Raw genomic sequence first — 19,956 nt, 5'->3', positions numbered from 1 at the left:
ATTATAATTTCTGTTTCACCCATTCAATAGCCGATTGATATTCCACTGGTAATAACGATATCAAACTAGCTAAAGATTGCTTTAATTTATCTGGATTATCATGTGTTAAATTGATATGCCCTACTTTACGCCCAACTCGGACTTCCTTTTCGTACCAATGCAGATGCACTAAATCAATCGATAACCATTTTTTATTGAGTTCTGTACCGATTAAATTCACCATAATTGAAGTGGTAAAGACATCTGGCTTAGGTAGTGGCAATCCTAATAAAGCCCTTAAATGCAGTTCAAACTGACTAATTGAAGCACCATTTTGTGTCCAATGTCCACTATTATGCACACGAGGCGCCAGTTCGTTAATGAGCAAATCATTACCCATCACAAAACACTCCATCGCCATGACACCCACATAATTTAGTTTATCCATTATGGCCGATAGCATTTGCTCAGCTTTTGACTGTAATGTTTTGTATTCATCGGGTAAGACAACACTCATTTTTAAAATGCCGTCTTGATGTAAATTGTTAGTCAACGGATAAAAAACCTTGTTCCCATTAGCATTACGAGCCCCAATTAGTGAAACTTCTTTCTCAAATTTAATGGTTTGCTCAACGATCGCATGACCATAGATTTCATCCGGTATATTGACATTGTTCTGATCGGTAATCCGCCATTGACCACGACCGTCATATCCGCCTGTTCGACGTTTAACAATCAAACGTTGTCCTAACTGTGCAAACAGATTTGTCCACTGTTGTTGATGTTCAAGTGAATGCCATTTCGCTGTTGGTAGACCAAGTCCATCGAGTAACTGTTTTTGCGTTAAACGATCGGCAATAATAGGGAATACATGGCGATTAACAAATTGAGGATGGTTAGCTAAAAGCTTGGTAAAAGGCGTATCAGGCCAACGTTCAATTTCAGCAGTAATCACCGACTGTTGATAAGGAATTGAATCGGGTTCAACATCTATGCCAACAGGATAGACTTTTATCCCTAAAGGCTCACCAGCTTGTCTTAACATTCGTCCTAATTGCCCGTTTCCAAGTACACATACCGTTTTCATTGTCATGTTAATCTTCAACTCGCGGATCGGGATGATTAAGGACATCATCCGTTTGACTTAATCGCCAAAGGGATAATCGTTGGAAAATATCGGCATCATGCAAGGAAAGAATTTGCGCCGCAAGTAAAGCGGCATTTGCTGCCCCAGCTTTACCAATCGCTAGCGTACCAACAGGAATGCCTTTAGGCATTTGCACAATTGAATAAAGACTATCTACCCCACTTAAAGCTGCGGTTTGAACAGGTACACCCAGTACAGGGACAAGCGTTTTAGCCGCTAACATACCCGGTAAGTGAGCTGCACCGCCAGCACCAGCAATAATCACATCAATGCCCTTTTGCTTAGCGTCCTGAGCAAATTGAAACAGTTTATCTGGAGTACGATGAGCAGATACGACTTCAACATGATAAGGAAGACTGAGTATATCGAGCACGTCTGCAGCATGTTGCATCGTTGCCCAATCACTTTTGGAGCCCATAACAATAGCAATTTTAGGTTGAATACGCATAGAAAATTGTATGAATATTTAAAAGATTAAGTAGATAAAGTATACACTAAAATTTTATGAATGGGGATAAAAAGGATCGTTAAGGATATACACCATGCTACCATTGCCTACATAACAAAGGTAGCATGTGCATCAATTTTAATTTACGCTTTAACCGCAGCAATAACTTTTATTTCAACCAGATACGCTTCTACCATCAGCGCACAATGTACCGTACAACGAACGGGCGCACTGCCTTTTGCTACCCATTCATCCCATGCTTTATTCATTGCGATAAAATCACTTTTGTTGGCAAGAAAAATGGTAACATCTAAAAGCTGTGTTTTATCACTATTTGCTCTGGCTAACATATTATCTATTTCAGCCAGTGCACTTTTAGTTTGTGCATAAGCATCGTCGATTAAGTTAGTCGGTACACTGGTATAATAAATTACATCATTGTGTATTACCGCTTCAGACCAACGTTCTGCTGGATCAATTCGTGTTATTGCCATCATTTATTCCTTATAAGATGATTAATTAAGAAACCTTAATAAAATCTGCACGTAATTTTTTTATTTCATCACGCAACACACCTGCTTTTTCAAATTCAAGATTTTGTGCTGCTTCATACATCATTGCTTCTAGCTCTTTCACTCTGGCTTGAACCTCTTTGACAGAGACATAATGATACGGTTTACCCGGTTCAAAAGCTTGGACTTTCGCCGTTGATTTTTTAGTGCTTAATCCTGCTTCTAAAATATCTTTAATCTCTTTACGTACTGATTTTGGTGTAATGCCATGTGCAGTATTAAAATCTTCCTGTTTTTTTCGACGTCGAGCGGTTTCATCAATGGTTTTTTGCATTGCTGGCGTAATTTTATCAGCATACAAAATCGCTTTACCATTTACATTACGCGCGGCACGTCCTACTGTCTGAATTAAAGAACTTTCAGAACGTAAAAAGCCCTCTCGGTCAGCATCTAAAATCGCAATAAGCGAGACTTCAGGAATATCTAATCCCTCACGTAATAAGTTAATTCCAACAAGCACATCTACCTTGCCTAACCGTAAATCCCGAATAATCTCCATGCGTTCAACCGTATTAATATCAGAATGCAAATACTTCACTTTCACATTATGCTCCGATAAATAATCGGTTAGATTTTCTGCCATTTTTTTGGTTAAGGTGGTAACTAATACCCGCTCTTCATTTTGCATGCGGATTTTAATTTCCGAAAGCAAGTCATCAACTTGCGTTGCCACCGGTCTTATTTCAATAATAGGATCTAGCAAGCCTGTTGGTCTAACCACTTGTTCGATGATTTCGCCACCCGATTTTTCGATTTCATATTTTGCCGGTGTTGCCGATACATAAATTGTTTGCGGCATAATATTTTCAAATTCAGAAAATTTCAATGGACGGTTGTCCAACGCTGACGGCAAACGAAAACCATATTCAACCAAATTAAGTTTACGTGAACGGTCGCCATTATACATTGCACCTAGTTGGGGAATAGCAACATGGGATTCATCAATAAACAATAATCCGTCAGCCGGTAGATAATCAAATAACGTTGCCGGCGGATCGCCCGGTTTGCGCTGTGATAAAAACCGTGAATAGTTTTCGATACCCGAGCAGTAGCCTAATTCGGTCATCATCTCAATATCAAATAACGTACGTTGCGTTAAACGTTGTTCTTCTAACAGTCGTTGATTATCAAGTAGTACTTTCTGACGCTCTTTAAGTTCGAGCTTAATTTGAGCAATCGCATTTTCCATAATGTTTCTTGGTGTAACATAGTGGGTTTTTGGATAGATAGTTATACGTGATACCTCATTAACGCTATTACCTGTCAATGGGTCGAATAATGTAATTCGATCGACTTCATCATCAAATAGTTCTACCCTTACCGCAAGTTCATCCGAATCAGCCGGAAAAATATCGATGACATCACCACGAACTCGGAAAGTACCACGACTAAATCCAAGGTCATTACGCGTATATTGTAATTCAGCCAAACGGGTTAATATCGAGCGCTGATCGGTAATCGTACCTTTAGTTAAATGCAAAATCATTGACATGTAAGTTTCTGGCGCACCTAAGCCATAAATCGCTGATACCGAAGCGACTATGACGACATCACGACGTTCCAATAAAGATTTTGTTGCCGAAAGTCGCATTTGTTCGATATGTTCATTAATCGATGCATCTTTTTCAATAAATGTATCGGTTGAAGGTACATAAGATTCTGGCTGGTAATAATCATAGTAAGAAACAAAGTACTCAACAGCATTTTCAGGAAAAAAAGCTTTCATCTCGCCATATAACTGTGCAGCAAGTGTTTTATTTGGCGCTAAAATAATCGTTGGGCGATTATGTTTAGCAATGACATTTGCCATTGTAAACGTTTTACCTGAGCCAGTCACGCCTAATAATGTTTGATGTGCTATTCCGTCATCAAGATTTTGATTAATCCTTTTAATCGCTTCTGGCTGGTCGCCGGCAGGTTTAAAATCGGAACACAATTTGAATTTTTTCATTACGTCGTAACCTAAAATTTTACCTATTAATAAAAATTATCCCCAAAAGGGCTTGACCTTTTAAAATGTTATATTTTTTGTTCAGTTAACATAAATTCAATTAATCGCCGCTTACTAATGACAACTTGATTTATGATAACTTATTGATATTATTAATTTCATTCCATTACGCTTACAATCTAAACAGTTCAATACAAAACCTTATAGAAACTGAGTTTTTTACTGTTTTGAATAAACTACTCACAGAGTTATCCACAGGGTTGGGGGATAACTCCATAAGTATAGTCTTTTTAAAATTTTTTCAAATTTCAACAAAAAATTTAGGGATTAAATCGCCTTTATTTAATTGTTTTTTTCTATTTTTAAATAGTTTTTAATAGCAAAAAACTAACAAACTAATGAATCTCTTCAACCTTATATTGATAGTTAACATCAGTTGTAGGTACAAAAGTTAATCGATGAGTGATGCATTTAGGGGCATCTTCAGCATGATGAGACACAAATAACAATTGTGTATGCCCATCAACAATTAAGCAATCTATCCAACGTTTGACTAATTCTCGATTTAAATAATCTAATCCTTGTAAGGGTTCATCCAATATTAATAATGTAGGATGTTTAACCAATGCTCTGGCAATCAAAACTAAGCGCTGTTGCCCCCAAGAAAGCGATTGAAACGGTTTATTAGCCTGAGAATATAAACCAAGTAGTTGTAGCCATTTATCCGCTAGCTTATTTTGTTTATCACTCGCTGTTCGATAAACCCCAACAGAATCAAAATAACCGGACAAAAGGACATTTTTAACGCTGGTACTCACTCGATAGTCTAAATGGAAGCTACTGCTGACATAGCCTATATGACGTTTTATGTCCCAAATGGTTTCACCAGAGCCACGTTTACGCCCAAAAAGTGTCAAATCATTGCTGTAACCTTGAGGATGATCGCCTGTGATTAAACTTAATAGTGTCGATTTACCGGCACCATTAGGCCCGATAATTTGCCAATTTTGATGCGCTTTAACCTGCCAAGTTAATCCATTAATCACCGCTTTATCGTCATAATAAACATAGCCGTTATTTAAAATGATACGATCTAAGTGATCGGCAAGTTCAATAGGTGATTCATCTGCTTCTGGTAATGACATATCAGGCAGATTTTCCAAATTAACCAGCTGCTGGATTATTTCATCCTTTAATATTGTATCTTTTTTACCCATTTTCAAGAGTTGACAATCGGCTAATAGTCCAATATTTTCAATGAATGGGGGAATATCATTAAATCGATTTAAAACCAATATGATAGTAATTCCTTGTTTGACCAACCCCTCAAGGATTTGAGATAAGTTTTCACGTGATTGCACATCTAATCCGTCAAAGGGTTCATCTAAAATCAATAAATCGGGTTTTACCATTAACGTTCGACAAATCAATGCTTTGCGGGTTTCACCAGTTGACAGATATTTAAATCGACGGCTTAAAAGTTCGCTAATACCAAATTGTTGCGCTAATTGCTGACACAAAGATTCATTTGCATGGGCTTGTTGAATAATTTGCGAAGTCGTTAATCCAGTATCGTGCTCACCTTCACTTAACATATCTGTATTATTTCGCTTCCATTCGTCATCAATCAATTTTTGCAGTTGCTCAAACGAGATATGGGCAATGGATTTAAATTGGTTAACAATTATACCAGATAATAGGGGTAACTCTCCAGCGATAGCTTTCACAAAAACCGATTTACCGCTGCCGTTACGACCAATACACGCTAAACTACTGCCTGAGTTGAGCGTCAAAGATTCAATATCAAATACACGATAATCACTAATCTTATAAACCGCATTTTCAATTCGTAACATGGATACCTCCATTTATTCAATATTATATTAAGGTAGCGATAATAATGTGCTGTGGATCAATAGACAGCATAATCTTCTTGTCTTTAGTTATTGCCAATTTTTCTATTTCTTGGGTTAATTTGGTCGCATAAATGGCAAGCCCAGAGGGCAATAATAATTGAATTTCACTCCAATGTTTATCGCTTTTAATTTGCACCACTTTTGCCGATAAACAGTTTTCATTGAGATGATTAAATTCAATGGCAGGGGCTTTAATGAGTAACATAACAGTTTTATTTGGACTCAATTTTAATCGTTGCACGCTTGATTGGGTAATATTAACTTTCAATTCAGTTTGATTATCGCTTAATAGAACGGTGATATAGCCAGCGACCTCATTGATCTCTAATTGCTTAATACTACCATATAACTGATTACGTGCACTGGTCTGCAAAGATAACTTTGCTGTCGTTTTTAAAATATCATCGAGTGGAACTTTATCATCACTCAATATATTAAAAGCATTTTGCTGTAATTGCGTTAGCAACTCATAAAGCTGAATAAATCTTACTGCATAAGGACTAAGCTTTGTTCCACCGCCCTTCTTGCCACCAATTGAGGTAATAAAAAAAGGAGTCGGGGCTAACGCATTCATTTCATTAATAGCATCCCATGCAGTTTTGTAACTCATGCCGACTTGTTTTGCAGCCTGACTTAATGAGCCTGTTTGCTCAATCGCTTTAAGTAAGGCTATTCGACGAGGATCGACAAACCGGTGTTGATTCAGATTTAATGTCAGTAAAATTTCAGGATAAAACATGATGTTAGCCATTATTGCGCTTATTTCAAAGCGACCCGTCACCAAAAGATTTCTGTTATTGTAAACGCTTTTTAGCCATTCACCAAAAAATGAATCGATCTTACTAATTGATTGATTAGCAATAAAATGACTTAGCAATTTCCCTATACCGTTAAACACGCTTTCGATTGTCGAATCAATCCTAAATATCAAAAAGTTTAATTGTACTTTATTAACGAATTTTGATAGCATCGCTATATAATATTTTATATAACGATTAGCTATCTGTTATGACAACTTTAGTTAAACCAATATGATAGGTCATATTAAAACAACCTATATCGAGCGAGGAAGAGGATGAACAAATACATAAAAACATTGTTAGCCGTAACACTGTTGACAGCAACCACTCTATTTAGCGTTTCTGTTTCAGCCATTGAGAAGATAACTGTTTTTGCTGCGGCTTCACTGACGAACGTTATGCAAGATATTGCAAATGAATATCAAACCGATCATAAAAATGTTGAGATTGTGTTTTCATTTGCCTCATCATCCGTGTTAGCCAAACAGATTGAACAAGGTGCACCGGCTGATATTTTTATGTCTGCCGATCAGAAATGGATGACTTACTTGATTGATCATCATCTTGTTAACCATAAAGATAACTTACTCAAAAATGCTTTAGTACTTATTGCACCAAAACAGTCTTCGATTGATAAAGTTGAGATTAATTCTACAACGAATTGGAATGCTATTTTGCCTAAAAATGAAAAACTGGCTATTGGCGATCCCGATCATGTGCCAGCAGGACTTTATGCTAAAGAGTCATTAACAAATTTAGGGGTATATGATCAATTATCCCCTCAGTTTGCACCGGCAAGTAATGTTCGTGATGCTTTAATGTTAGTTGAACGCAACGAAGCCGTACTTGGGATTGTCTACAGCACAGATGCTAAAGTAAGTAATAAAGTGAAAATAGTAGGGACGTTTCCTGCCAATACATTTACCTCGATTGAGTACCCGATCGCTTTATTGAAACCTGAAGCACAAAATTTCTATCAATATTTGCAATCACCCAATGCTAAAATAATTTTTGAAAAATATGGATTTATCACGCAATAACACATTATCACTATGCTACTGACAGACTTTGAATGGCAAACCTTATTGCTAAGTTTAAAAATTGCAGGCGTAGCCATTGCTTGCAGTTTACCCATCGGTATTTTCACCGCATGGATTTTGGCTCGATGCCAATTTTGGGGAAAATCTTGTTTGGATAGTTTTGTTCATCTTCCTTTAGTTTTGCCACCTGTAGTGTTGGGATATTTGCTACTGTTGACCATGGGCAAACAGGGAATAATCGGTAAATGGCTTTATCGTTATTTAGATATTAGTTTTAGTTTTAATTGGCAAGGGGCCGCGTTAGCTTCAGCCGTGGTTGCTTTTCCCTTAATGGTACGTTCAATTCGCTTGGCGATAGAATCGATTGACTACCGCCTTGAACAAGTTGCTCGCACGTTAGGTGCAAAACCGTTACGAGTGTTTATAACCATAACATTACCATTAGCCTTTCCTGGTATTTTAATGGGCATAATTCTTGGTTTTGCTCGCTGTTTAGGTGAATTTGGTGCAACGATTACCTTTGTTTCAAATATACAGGGTGAAACCCGTACATTGCCTTTAGCCATGTATACTTTATTGCAAATACCAAATGGTGAATTCGCCGCTTTTCGACTTTGCATTATCTCCATTATCTTATCGCTAGTGGCGTTATTCTTATCTGAAATATTAAACCGCTGGCATAAAAAAAAGATAGCAGGCTGATAAATGATGTTAAATCTTGATGTAAAAAAACAACTTCCCCGTTTTTTATTTGAATTTAAACTTCAAATTCCTTGTCAAGGTGTGACTGCCGTATTAGGGGTATCGGGTGCGGGTAAATCGACACTGATTAATTTGATTAATGGTTTAATTAAACCTGACCATGGTTTTATCCAACTTAATGGCACAACCTTATATGATGAAGAACAAAAAATTTTTGTTTTGCCTGAAAAAAGAGATATTGGCACCGTATTTCAAGATCCTTTGCTCTTTCCCCACTACCGGGTCATAAAAAACTTAACCTATGGTGCAAAAAAAATCACAATGTCACGATTTGATGAAATCGTCGATGTACTCAATATTCGCCCTTTATTATTACGCTATCCAGCCATGTTGTCAGGCGGTGAAAAGCAACGAGTCGCTATTGGTCGAGCACTCTTAACTCATCCTAAACTATTATTAATGGATGAGCCTTTATCAGCGTTAGATATGCCGCGTAAAAAAGAGATGTTAAGCTACATCGAAAAATTGGTTAATGAACTAAACATCCCAATAATTTATGTCACTCATAACATAAACGAAGTCAAACGTATCGCTCACGATGTGGTCATTTTGGAACAAGGAAAATTATTAGATTATGGAAAAACCGATTCTATTTTGCAAAGCGCTTATTTACAAGAGTGGTTATAAAGAGTTAATTGAGCACTATCTTTTTCTTGTTTAATATACGAAATACCATCATGCCATGCACCCAGTACAAGCCTTTTTACAGGTTTATTGTCCACTAAAAAATCATGAACAGCAGGTTTATGTGTATGACCATGCACCATAATATCTGCATGATAGTGTTTCATCATACTGTCAACCGTTTGCTGATTAACATCCATAATATACGCTGATTTAACTTGATTACGTTCACGACTTTGTTGTCTTAATTTTGCAGCAATTTTCAAACGGATGAATAATGGCATCATTAAAAAGAGTTTTTGCAACCATCGGTTATGCATCACTTTACGAAACTTTTGATATTGAAGATCATCTGTACAAAGCAAATCACCATGTAAAAAAACAATTTTTCCGTTCTGTTTTGCTAAGCAATTTATATCTGGTAATAAAATCATATCACAAGAATCTGCGAATCTTTTACCTAATAAAAAATCACGATTACCATGAACAAAATATTTTTTAATATGACGTTGAGAAAGTAATTTTAATGCATCTGCAACTTGATTTTGTAATTTAGAATTAACATCATCACCCACCCAATAATCAAATAAATCACCTAAAATGTAAAGTTCACTGTATTCAGGTAATGTGTCAAGAAACGAGAAAAAGCCTGCGCTAATATTAAATGAATCAGCCACAGGCTCACTATCTGATAAATGGATATCAGCGATAAAGTAACGGACAGGATTATTCAACCGTGACACTCGTAATAATCACGTCTTCAACTGGAACATCGGAATGCATACCATTACGTCCCGTTTTAACCGCTTTGATCTTATCAACGACATCAAGTCCATCAACCACTTCGGCAAAAACACAATAGCCAAAACCGTTAACATCTGCTGAACGATAATTTAAATAATCATTATCAACCACGTTGATAAAAAATTGTGCTGTAGCTGAATGCGGATCTGATGTACGTGCCATCGCCAATGTACCACGATTGTTTTTTAATCCATTTGCGGCTTCATTTTGAATCGGTGCTTTCGTCTTTTTTTGTTTCATACCCGGTTCAAAACCACCACCTTGAATCATAAAATTATTAATAACACGATGAAAAATAGTGTTATTATAAAACCCCTCTTTACAATACTCGACAAAGTTTTTAACCGTTTCCGGTGCTTTATCATCAAAAGTATTAATTTTTATATCACCATATGTAGTGTGAAATACGATCATAAATGTTCCTTATTTTCATTTTTATTTAATGTAAATCTAACAAATAAACCTTAAATGAGTTTCGATTAATTGAACTCAATTACTTAATTTTTCACAAGCTTGAAGTGTATTGCTCATTAACATAGCGACCGTCATTGGCCCTACACCACCGGGAACAGGTGTTATCCAACCCGCGCGTTTTACGGCAGTATCAAATTCTACATCGCCAACAAGCTTACCGTCAGGTAAACGATTAATACCGACATCAATAACAATAGCGCCGGGTTTAATCCATTCGCCTTTCACATAATTGGCAATTCCGACCCCAGCGATAACAATATCAGCATTACTAACATGCTTTGCTAAATCGACCGTTCTACTATGTGTAATTGTCGTTGTGCAACCCAATAAAAGCAGTTCTAACGCCATGGGACGACCAACAATACTTGAAGCACCAACCACAGTGGCATTTAATCCAGATAAATTGATACCGGTCGATTCAAGCATTTTAACCACACCATAGGGTGTACATGGACGTAAAAGTGGATCACGCTGTAACAAATGACCAATATTATACGGATGAAAACCATCAACATCTTTATTCGGATCGATTCGTTCAAGCACTTTAGTTTTATCAATATTTTCAGGGAGAGGAAGTTGCACCAAAATACCATGCACATCAGATCGCTGATTTAATTCATCTATCAATGCTAATAATGCTTCAGTTGTAGATGTGGGAAAATCATAAGCAAATGAAGCAAAACCAACATCGTCACAAGCTTTTTGCTTATTGTTTACGTATATTTTTGATGCAGGATCTGAACCGACTTGAATAACAGCAAGCCCAGGAATAGATAACCCATTTTCAACCCGAACTTTTACCTTATTAGCAATTTCGTTTCGTATTTGTTGTGCTAACGCTTTACCATTAATTATATGTGCAGTCATGAGCTTCTATACTTACTTATTTTAAACACTAAAGTCTTTATTTTCGCAAAAGTTGTTATTAATGTCTATTCACTTATCGTTTGCTTGACTAAGTTGAGATAATATCTGTTTATATTGTGTATCAACATTTGTAATTACCGAACAAATTTTACTATCAAAAGCTTTTAATTTTGGTTTTTGAGTTTTCCACTCATTTTTCGATATTTGTTTAATTCCCCCATAATTTTTGAACAGGCGAAAATGCAAAATACTATTACCGACAATATTATAAAAAATTCGTTGCCCAATCTGTTCACCATCTTTTTTTAAATTATTAAAATTTTTATAATAAAAATGGGTTTCATTATTTTCAGTGATAATCGATTGGTGTAATAAGTTTACTAATCGTTTATATAATTTTTTGAGTTGTTCATGTAATCCGCTATCATCATCCAATTTTGTAATAATGGCTTTTTTGAAGGTTGTATTAACTTCATCTAACAAGTTCAATGCTTGTTGTTCTAATTCTGGAAGTTGTTGACGTAAAGCACGCTGAAATTTTAATGCATTTTGCTTCAATTGAGGAGAAGGCGAAACCGACTGATTATTGAAAATAATCTTTCCTGTTGGTGAAATCAATAAATCATTTTTATCATTAAAAATATGGACATTCTGTTTACTTATTACAATGTCATAGCTGGGTTTTACTGCACATTCTTGGTTAGCAGCAAAAACAGTGAATGAATTAAACAATAATAAAAACAATAGCTTTTTTAACATATCAACGTTTATATATTAAGATTAGTTAAATTATAACCAGACTTTAAATAAAAAAACATAACAAAATTTTTATTTGCCATAATAAAATGATCAATTACATGACATAAAAAAACGCCATTAACAAAACCATATTTAGCATAATAACAACGAAACTTATCTTTATAAACAATATTAGTTTAAAACTAGGTAAACACGTTTTTTAATAATTAACCGTTGTTAGAAATAATTAATTTAAAATCAGACGTATTCATTAATCTTAACAGCTAATAATAAATTATTAATAGGTTTAAACTATAAAATTAAATATGATTTAGTGCTTTTTTTTCTAGAAAAGTTAAGTATAGTAACTATTATTAAATAACATATAACCGAGGTGACCAATGTTTACTGTAATTTTTGGACGTTCAGGCTGTCCTTATTGTGTACGGGCAAAAGAATTAGCTGAAAAACTGTCTCAAGAGCGAGATGATTTTTCTTATCGTTATGTCGATATCAATGAAGAAGGTATCACTAAAGAAGATTTATCAAAAAGTGTTGGCAAACCTGTTGAAACAGTACCTCAAATCTTTATTGATGAAAAACCGATTGGCGGTTGTACTGATTTTGAAGCTTATGCTAAAGCACACTTAGGATTATTTAAAGAGTAGTTTAAACACTTTTCCTTGATTGGTTATTAATACTATGCCACCGTTTCAGTGGCATTTTTTTTAACGCCCTGGCAACTTCTTCCAAGTAACTTCGTTACGCAAATAAGTTGGTTCGACATCTTCAACATTCACTAACTCTTGTCTTTGCCATTTTTGGTTGGCAATAACAATCAAATCTTGTGCATGAGGTAACAAAAGATCGCTGCTTTTAATATCTGTTAACATTTCAGGATAAGTTTGCCAACCGGTACCTGCGCTATAATAGCCAGCTGTACATTTTCGTTTGACTTTATCAGCGACCTTTTCAGGAGCAATCACGCATTCATCGATCATGGCTTGCCATTGCTCATTAACATATTGATATTGTCCTAAATAAACTTCGTTCATTCTGGCATCGATTGCGGCAATTACGTTTTTGGCTTGATTCAAACGTAAAGCGCCTTGGGCTAACGTCATCAATGTCGAGACACCAATCATCGGTCTGTCAATGCCTAACGCTAATCCTTGAGCAACGCCAATACCTATTCTTACACCCGTAAAACTACCAGGACCTTGTCCAAAAGCGATAGCATCAACTTGTGATAATAGGCAATCGGATTGTTTTAATATTTTATCCACCATAGGCAGTATCTGCTTGGTATGATCTCGAGCAGAAACAAGAAAATCATGCGTGATTTCATTTTGATATAATAGCGCAACTGAACACGCTTCAGTTGAGGTATCAATGGCTAAAATAGTACTCATTTTTTTCCAAAATAGTCCGTTTTTAAAAGCTAGTGTTTGGCAAGCAAAAAATCAATAACTTTGTTCAGATCACGTGTTCGTGGCGACGGTGGCAAGCTATTAAGAAATATTGCGCCATAAGGTCTCATGACTAAACGATTATCACAAATAATGATTGCCCCTCGATCATCATGATGACGAATCAATCGCCCTACCCCTTGTTTTAGCGTGATCACCGCTTCGGGTAATTGCACATCATTAAAAGCATCGCCACCTTGTAATTGGCAATCTTCCATGCGAGCTTTAATCAAGGGATCATCCGGTGATGTAAAAGGTAATTTATCTATAATAACACAAGAAAGCGTATCCCCTCTAACATCAATTCCTTCCCAAAAACTACTGGTTGCAATCAATAGCGCATTGCCACTATTAATAAATTGTTCTAGAAGTTTAACTTTACTGGTTTCACCTTGAACTAATACTGGTAACGCTGTCAGTTCCCGAAACTGCTTGGCTAACGCATTCATCATCGCATAGGATGTACACAGAAAAAAACATCGCCCATTATTCGCCTCAATCACTGGTAACAGTAGCTCTACCAATTTTTCTGCAATGCCATGTTCATTGGGTGAAGGCATATAACGAGGAACGCACATTATCGTTTGGTGCAAATAATCAAACGGACTTTCTAATATTAACGAATCCGCATTTGTTAACCCTAAACGCTGGGTAAAATAGTCAAGTTGATTATTTACAGACAAGGTTGCTGACGTAAATATCCAGCTCCCTTTGCGTTCTGTTAGTAATTCCGTAAATTTATCCGAGACAGATAATGGCGTTAAAGCAAAGACAAAATGATGATGAGTGCTTTCATACCAATAACTAAAACCAGTCACATGGGTTTCAGTTAATCTATTAAGCAACGTTTTATATTGATTAACACGCTCAAAACAATTATCTAAAGTTGATGATCGTCCGACCGCTAATAATAAAACCTCATGACAAAAATTCAACGTATCAAAAAGGTAAGCTATCTCTTTTTTGACTGGTTCTTGATTGAATAAAAACCGCAGATTTCCTTTAGGTGCTTGTTGATTAATCACAAGACGTAAATCTTGCGTACATTTTTGCAATTTATCGGCACACTGCTGCAACTGCGACATATCTTTAACTTCAGTTCGATAGGTAAGATTAATCTCTTTAGCTAAATCAAAAAGCTGTCGACTGGTTAGTTGTTGCCCAAAATAGTGACAAGCAAGATCGGGTAATTGATGTGCTTCATCAAAGATCATTACCTCCGCTTTAGGGATTAACTCCCCAAAACCGGTATCTTTCACAACAACATCGGCTAAAAATAGATGATGATTCACAACGACAATATCAGCGTTCATGGCTCTTTTACGCGCTTTAACCACATAACAATCGTTGTAATGTTCACAATCACTACCTAAACAACTATCATTAGTGCTGGTTAATATAGGCCATATCGCATTGTCTTCTGTTACCGTCGTACATTTACTAATATCACCATCTTTAGTTTTGATTGACCAATTTTTAACGCGAGCTAAATCAACCCGTAATCCTTTATCAAGGTCACCGGCTGCCGCGTATTGATGATATAATCGTTCCAAGCAAAGATAATTTGCTCGTCCTTTCAATAACGAAATTTTACCGGTGTAGTCTAATGCTTTTTTGATAATGGGCAGGTCTTTACTAAATAACTGCTCTTGAAGATTTTTCGAACCGGTTGAGATGATAACTTTTTTATCGCTCCGTAGCGCAGGAACTAAATAAGCAAATGTTTTTCCGGTACCCGTTCCCGCCTCAACAACCAATGATTTTTGTTTTTTAATTGATTCAGAAACTTTACTTGCCATATGTCGTTGTGGCTCTCTTGCCACAAAGCCTTGAATAGTTTGAGCAAGCAAACCATTTTCAGAAAAATCATCAATCACTTAAATGCACCTAATTTAAAAAGATAATTCAGTTTATATGTAAACGCTAGAAAGTTTATTTAAGGAATAATTCAATATAAAGAAAACATAGTATTTTCATAAAAAAGGGATGAATTGATTGTATTGGAATTGAACAACCCGTAACTTAAATAACCAATATACTATACCAATTATTTACAGCCAGCACTAGATATTATTAAAAACTTGAGGAAAATTACTTAATCAACCCGCCCCTTAATGATATGACGATAAAACGGTTTATTAAGGGACGATGTTGTTAATATGATTAAAAATGCTATTGCCCAAAAAGCGTAAACTTTATTGGTTATTTAACCATTTCATGTATTCGGTCGTACCTTCGGTCACCGATTTGAACTGAATCGGACAACCTGAATTTCTAAATTTGGTTAAATCAGCTTGGGTAAAACGTTGATAACGTCCTTCTAAATGTTCCGGGAACGGTATATACTCAATTTCACCTTTTTTATGATAGTTAAGTACCGCATCAGCTACTGTTTGGAATGATTCAGCTTTACCAGTTCCACAGTTATAAATGCCTGATACTTTATTTTCCCAAAACCATAAATTAACATCAACCACATCTTCCACATAAATAAAATCACGTTTGAAAGTATCACTTCCGGCGAATAATTTAAGTTTTTCGCCTTTGTGAAGCTGTTCATTAAGATGATATGCAACGCTTGCCATACTACCTTTGTGTGTTTCACGAGGCCCATAAACATTAAAATAGCGAAAACCACATACTTGTGATTTAGCCGTTGGTAATACTTGTCTTACGTATTGATCAAATAAAAATTTTGAATACCCATATACATTCAACGGTTTTTCATAAGCTCTATCTTCGATAAAGTTGTCGCTACGACCACCATAAGTTGCAGCAGAAGAAGCATATAAAAATGGTATATCAAATTCTAAACAGTAGTGTAGTAGATCTTTAGAATATTGATAATTGTTTTCCATCATAAATTTGCCATCCCACTCAGTCGTTGAGGAACATGCACCTTGATGAAAAATGACATCGATATTTAAATTTTCGTTGGATAAAATGGCGACAATAAAATCATCTTTATCCATATAGTCAGCAATATCGAGATCAACAAGATTTGAAAATTTTGTCCCATCTTTTAAGTCATCAACAACAAGGATATCTTTAAATCCTTTTTTATTTAGACCTCTTACAATATTACTACCAATAAATCCTGCTCCACCGGTCACAACAATCATAATAATTACCTTTTTAATTAATGAATAAAGATATTATATTGTATAATATCGTTATTTTCGAGTGTTCTTATTCAATCAGATTTAAATATTCTTTATTTGTTTTTCATAATTTGAAAAACATTTTATCTTATTAATGGTTATGTTTTACTGATACAAATTTTGGTACAATAAAAAAATCAAGACAAAACAATTAGACCTAGCCGATGCTTAAAAAAATTATCAATACAATTAGCAAATTAAACAGAAAACGAAATTATTTATTCAAAAATGTAAAACTTTTTATTTTGTCCTTTAAGCTGAAACGGTCTCAATTAGATTTATCAAAAATAGATAAAGTCACCATTCAAGCATGTAAAAATGGACTTGGCGATGCTGTTATCATATCAGGACTGCCTAAAATTCTCGCCACTCACGGTTTTGAAGTGACAGTGCTGACAAAAAAATCCAATGCTTTTTTATTTGAATCTAATCCCTATGTCAGTCAAGTTATTTGTCTTGACAGACCATTAACCAAATCACAGATTCGTGTTTTAAAATCTTTAGAATGCGATCTATTTATTGATCCAAACAATAGAACCAGTTATTCCAATTGGATTTTTAAGATCATCAAGAAAATAAAACCTAAACATACTATTGGCTTTAACTATCCCAATTGTTACCGTGTATATGACTCAATCATCACCTATACGGATTTTAGTGCACATTTTAGTCAAAGATTTAGGTATATTTTAAATAGAATTAATATACAAACAAGCGAAAATGATTACAAATATGATCTTCATTATTCCGATGAATATGATTTACAAGTTGAAGGTCTTTTATCTAATTATCCATCTAAAAAGATCTGTATTTTTAATCCTTATGCATCCTCAGATCGCCGAAGTTTTTCAAGCAAACAGGCACAAGATATTATAGATCTTATGTCGAGTTACCCCAATATAGTAACCATTGTCGTTGGTTTGCCAGATAAAATCAGTAAATTACATCCATCACCAAATATAGTAATTAATCCACTCAATCATTTTTTTCATGCTGCGTCGTTAATTAAACATTGTGATTTTGTTATTTCGGTTGATACCTCTATTGTACATCTTGCCAATGCTTATAATAAACCTTTAATTAGTGTTTATAGTTCTGAGATTGATACTTTTGATCCCCGATATAAAAATAACGATGTGTATAAACCTAATTATGAAAATGCAATACAGATCATTGCACCCGAAAACTCAGCCCAAAATTTAGATATAATGAACTTAAAGCACTATATAGATCAGCTGACAATAAATCTTTAAATCAGATTTCACTTAAAAAATATTATTGTCATGAAGTTTATATAGCGTAAGCTTACTCAGTTATAATGAATTAAAAACATCGTTATAAGCCTGTTTTTCGAAAATATCCGTATCAAGAGCACTATCTAAAGACATATTTTTAACCTCTACTTTTAACGCTTTCATGACAGAACTTGCGTGCTCAAAAGCAGGGAGAATATTTTTTTCAAAATCAGATGCTAATTGTGAATAGGTGATATTGTCTGGTGTTTCATAAAATCGAGGTAAATGGAAATTATTTAAATCAACACCAGCTAAATAAAGTTGGTTAAAACCTAAGTAAACGGCTATTTGAAGCGCCCAATAAACAACAGTTTTAGCCGGAAATACGCCATTGACAATATTTGTCTCAAAGGCTAACGGCTCATGTTCCCGATGATCATTATGATAGAAGTAAATACTTTTATTTCGGGTAGGATCATTTTCAATTTCAGACAATGTTTGGATTGGTTGATAAGTCAGTTTGAACGCATCTTCAATTAACGCAACTTTACAACAGATGGATTGGTTACCGAAAAGGTTTATGATTTTCACTAAACCATCAACTTGCAAAAATAAGAGAAGATCTGGGTTAGCAATAATTTGTTCTACAATCTCAGGTCGTTGAGAAAAAAAGTGAATATCCGTGATAACGTAAAAATTAAAGTTTATCTTGTCCTTTAGACAATATGAGCCATTTACCCCTAAAGTTAATACCGATGGAGAGTGTTTAAACGTTATTTGATTAATGGATGGCCCAGAAGCAACCATGACTAATTGACCGGTAAAGGCATGTTTTAATGACTTAAGATCGATGATAGGAATCGAGATCCCTTTATAAGCAAAATCGACTATTTGCCCACAATCCCCACGAGAGATTTTGACATGAGGCCAACGTTTACGGTTATGTTTATAACGCTTAGAGTGCGTTAGTCGATAGATTACTTTAAACAATTCATCACTTAATTTCATTTTGATTAACTTTATTTTTTGTTTTTAAGTTTAATATACATAAATGCATATTTTAAGGCTTTTAATACATGACCACTTTTAAAGAATTTTTTTACATAGACACGGCAATCAGTTGGTCTCATTTTATCTTGATAGCTGTCTAAACAACTATCTCGCCATGGCGTAAAATGTTTATAAAAAAGATACCAATTCTGGGCAGCACCCACATGCTCATGGTACCAAGGTTTTCTCGCTCCCGTAAAATGAATAAAGTAAGGTAAATTTTTTTCAGTTTCAAAAAACTTATCTTTATTTTTTTCGTTAATCCATGTGAATAAGTAGTTCCAACTAGGATCAACGATTAACACATCATTTTGTAATACCATGTTAAGCGCATCTTGATCAGGATAACGCAACTGACCTTTATGCAATAATAAAAGCGTATTTACTTTATCTTCGGTGTTAAAATCATTCCAATTTTTTACATTAATGTATAAAAAACCTGAATTAAAATAATGTGTAGTCGACAAGTTTAATCGTTGAATATTTTTAGAAACGTTTTCATTATTTAATGAATCAATACCGGCCGCACACACGACATTATCGATGTCAATATTATTTATTGCAGATATATCTTTGAAACAAAGGATGTCAGCATCTAAATAGATTAATTTATCCACTTTTCCATTTAATAACCGCGGGACAAGTAGTCGAATAAACATGGAACGATTAAGATGCTTTATCGCATGTTCGTTATCATATTTGTCCAAACATGCTTCAGGTATAGGATAGACGATAATATCTGAGCTTAAACGACTCAATTGATCAATATCGTCTTGTTCGACATCATAAAGAAAAACATGAAATTTTAACGCATTATTCAAATTGTTAAAATAGATTGATTGAATAGCTATCGCTACATATTTTAAGTAATTTTTATCTGAGCAAAAAGCGATGTTAATCGTATTCTGTTTATTCATCT

At 35.0% G+C, this 19,956-nt stretch carries 20 protein-coding genes; 5 read left to right on the top strand and 15 right to left on the bottom strand.

What is annotated here, in order from left to right; genetic code table 11:
• Position 1: 1 nt before the first annotated feature.
• The 6 genes from purK to J3U14_RS01035 form a co-directional block, all read right to left on the bottom strand.
• Positions 2-1,066, bottom strand: coding sequence for a 5-(carboxyamino)imidazole ribonucleotide synthase (purK, locus tag J3U14_RS01060; RefSeq protein WP_416380156.1), 1,065 nt, complete (start codon positions 1,064-1,066; stop codon positions 2-4).
• Positions 1,067-1,073: 7 nt separating this feature from the next.
• Positions 1,074-1,574 (bottom strand): 5-(carboxyamino)imidazole ribonucleotide mutase, encoded by a 501-nt coding sequence (gene purE, locus J3U14_RS01055; RefSeq protein ID WP_267351318.1) that lies wholly within the window; start codon positions 1,572-1,574, stop codon positions 1,074-1,076.
• Between the two features lie 143 nt (positions 1,575-1,717).
• Positions 1,718-2,068, bottom strand: coding sequence for a RidA family protein (locus J3U14_RS01050; protein WP_267351316.1), 351 nt, complete (start codon positions 2,066-2,068; stop codon positions 1,718-1,720).
• 25 nt (positions 2,069-2,093) lie between these two features.
• Positions 2,094-4,097: an excinuclease ABC subunit UvrB gene (gene uvrB / locus J3U14_RS01045; protein ID WP_220216767.1), complete on the bottom strand. Its 2,004-nt coding sequence runs from the start codon at positions 4,095-4,097 to the stop codon at positions 2,094-2,096.
• A gap of 395 nt (positions 4,098-4,492) precedes the next feature.
• The gene (modF, locus tag J3U14_RS01040; RefSeq protein ID WP_416380154.1) at positions 4,493-5,965 is read right to left on the bottom strand and encodes a molybdate ABC transporter ATP-binding protein ModF; all 1,473 of its coding nucleotides are present in this window, start codon (positions 5,963-5,965) and stop codon (positions 4,493-4,495) included.
• A gap of 10 nt (positions 5,966-5,975) precedes the next feature.
• Positions 5,976-6,890, bottom strand: coding sequence for a TOBE domain-containing protein (locus J3U14_RS01035; RefSeq protein WP_267369544.1), 915 nt, complete (start codon positions 6,888-6,890; stop codon positions 5,976-5,978).
• Between the two features lie 198 nt (positions 6,891-7,088).
• On the opposite strand from J3U14_RS01035, the gene modA reads away from it, so the two are divergent.
• Genes modA through modC form a run of 3 tightly spaced genes read left to right on the top strand, consistent with a single transcriptional unit; the run spans position 7,089 to position 9,242 of the window.
• Positions 7,089-7,853 carry a molybdate ABC transporter substrate-binding protein gene (gene modA, locus J3U14_RS01030; RefSeq protein WP_267351311.1) on the top strand — a complete coding sequence of 255 codons (765 nt, stop codon included), beginning with the start codon at positions 7,089-7,091 and terminating at the stop codon, positions 7,851-7,853.
• 12 nt (positions 7,854-7,865) lie between these two features.
• Entirely contained in the window at positions 7,866-8,555 is a 690-nt protein-coding gene (gene modB, locus J3U14_RS01025; RefSeq protein ID WP_267351309.1) for a molybdate ABC transporter permease subunit, read from the top strand.
• Between the two features lie 3 nt (positions 8,556-8,558).
• Positions 8,559-9,242, top strand: a complete 684-nt coding sequence (modC, locus tag J3U14_RS01020) for a molybdenum ABC transporter ATP-binding protein (RefSeq protein WP_267351307.1) — start codon at positions 8,559-8,561, stop codon at positions 9,240-9,242.
• Here modC and J3U14_RS01015 read toward each other — a convergent pair.
• The 4 genes from J3U14_RS01015 to J3U14_RS01000 form a co-directional block, all read right to left on the bottom strand.
• Positions 9,221-9,982, bottom strand: a complete 762-nt coding sequence (locus tag J3U14_RS01015) for a UDP-2,3-diacylglucosamine diphosphatase (RefSeq protein WP_267369542.1) — start codon at positions 9,980-9,982, stop codon at positions 9,221-9,223. The genes modC and J3U14_RS01015 overlap by 22 nt on opposite strands.
• Positions 9,966-10,457: a peptidylprolyl isomerase B gene (gene ppiB, locus J3U14_RS01010; RefSeq protein ID WP_065559211.1), complete on the bottom strand. Its 492-nt coding sequence runs from the start codon at positions 10,455-10,457 to the stop codon at positions 9,966-9,968. The genes J3U14_RS01015 and ppiB overlap by 17 nt, the downstream gene beginning before the upstream one ends.
• Before the next feature lie 75 nt (positions 10,458-10,532).
• Entirely contained in the window at positions 10,533-11,384 is an 852-nt protein-coding gene (folD, locus tag J3U14_RS01005; protein WP_267351302.1) for a bifunctional methylenetetrahydrofolate dehydrogenase/methenyltetrahydrofolate cyclohydrolase FolD, read from the bottom strand.
• A 69-nt stretch (positions 11,385-11,453) separates the two neighbouring features.
• Complete coding sequence (locus tag J3U14_RS01000; protein WP_267351300.1) at positions 11,454-12,143, bottom strand: DUF2884 family protein; 690 nt, start codon at positions 12,141-12,143, stop codon at positions 11,454-11,456.
• 380 nt (positions 12,144-12,523) lie between these two features.
• On the opposite strand from J3U14_RS01000, the gene J3U14_RS00995 reads away from it, so the two are divergent.
• The gene (locus tag J3U14_RS00995) at positions 12,524-12,790 is read left to right on the top strand and encodes a GrxA family glutaredoxin (RefSeq protein ID WP_220216757.1); all 267 of its coding nucleotides are present in this window, start codon (positions 12,524-12,526) and stop codon (positions 12,788-12,790) included.
• 60 nt (positions 12,791-12,850) lie between these two features.
• Here the strand turns inward: J3U14_RS00995 and tsaB are convergent, their stop codons facing one another.
• The 3 genes from tsaB to rfaD all read right to left on the bottom strand — a co-directional run bounded on the left by tsaB (position 12,851) and on the right by rfaD (position 16,713).
• Positions 12,851-13,534: a tRNA (adenosine(37)-N6)-threonylcarbamoyltransferase complex dimerization subunit type 1 TsaB gene (gene tsaB, locus J3U14_RS00990; protein WP_267351297.1), complete on the bottom strand. Its 684-nt coding sequence runs from the start codon at positions 13,532-13,534 to the stop codon at positions 12,851-12,853.
• 29 nt (positions 13,535-13,563) lie between these two features.
• Positions 13,564-15,468 carry an ATP-dependent DNA helicase gene (locus J3U14_RS00985; RefSeq protein WP_267351295.1) on the bottom strand — a complete coding sequence of 635 codons (1,905 nt, stop codon included), beginning with the start codon at positions 15,466-15,468 and terminating at the stop codon, positions 13,564-13,566.
• A 318-nt stretch (positions 15,469-15,786) separates the two neighbouring features.
• Positions 15,787-16,713, bottom strand: a complete 927-nt coding sequence (gene rfaD, locus J3U14_RS00980; RefSeq protein WP_267351293.1) for an ADP-glyceromanno-heptose 6-epimerase — start codon at positions 16,711-16,713, stop codon at positions 15,787-15,789.
• Between the two features lie 284 nt (positions 16,714-16,997).
• Between rfaD and J3U14_RS00975 the strand changes: the two genes are divergently transcribed.
• Positions 16,998-18,005, top strand: a complete 1,008-nt coding sequence (locus tag J3U14_RS00975; protein ID WP_267351291.1) for a glycosyltransferase family 9 protein — start codon at positions 16,998-17,000, stop codon at positions 18,003-18,005.
• A 60-nt stretch (positions 18,006-18,065) separates the two neighbouring features.
• On the opposite strand, the gene J3U14_RS00970 is transcribed toward J3U14_RS00975, so the two are convergent.
• Together J3U14_RS00970 and J3U14_RS00965 are read right to left on the bottom strand one after the other, a co-directional pair.
• Positions 18,066-18,995, bottom strand: coding sequence for a hypothetical protein (locus J3U14_RS00970; RefSeq protein WP_267351289.1), 930 nt, complete (start codon positions 18,993-18,995; stop codon positions 18,066-18,068).
• Between the two features lie 11 nt (positions 18,996-19,006).
• Positions 19,007-19,954 carry a glycosyltransferase family 8 protein gene (locus J3U14_RS00965; protein ID WP_267351288.1) on the bottom strand — a complete coding sequence of 316 codons (948 nt, stop codon included), beginning with the start codon at positions 19,952-19,954 and terminating at the stop codon, positions 19,007-19,009.
• Between the last annotated feature and the right edge of the window lie 2 nt (positions 19,955-19,956).

This window comes from Gilliamella sp. B3801, from assembly GCF_026536645.1.
In the GTDB taxonomy this organism is placed as follows: domain Bacteria; phylum Pseudomonadota; class Gammaproteobacteria; order Enterobacterales; family Orbaceae; genus Gilliamella; species Gilliamella apicola_I.
The sequence above is the reverse complement of the archived record's forward strand: the minus strand, read 5'-3'. Positions and strand labels throughout refer to the sequence as shown.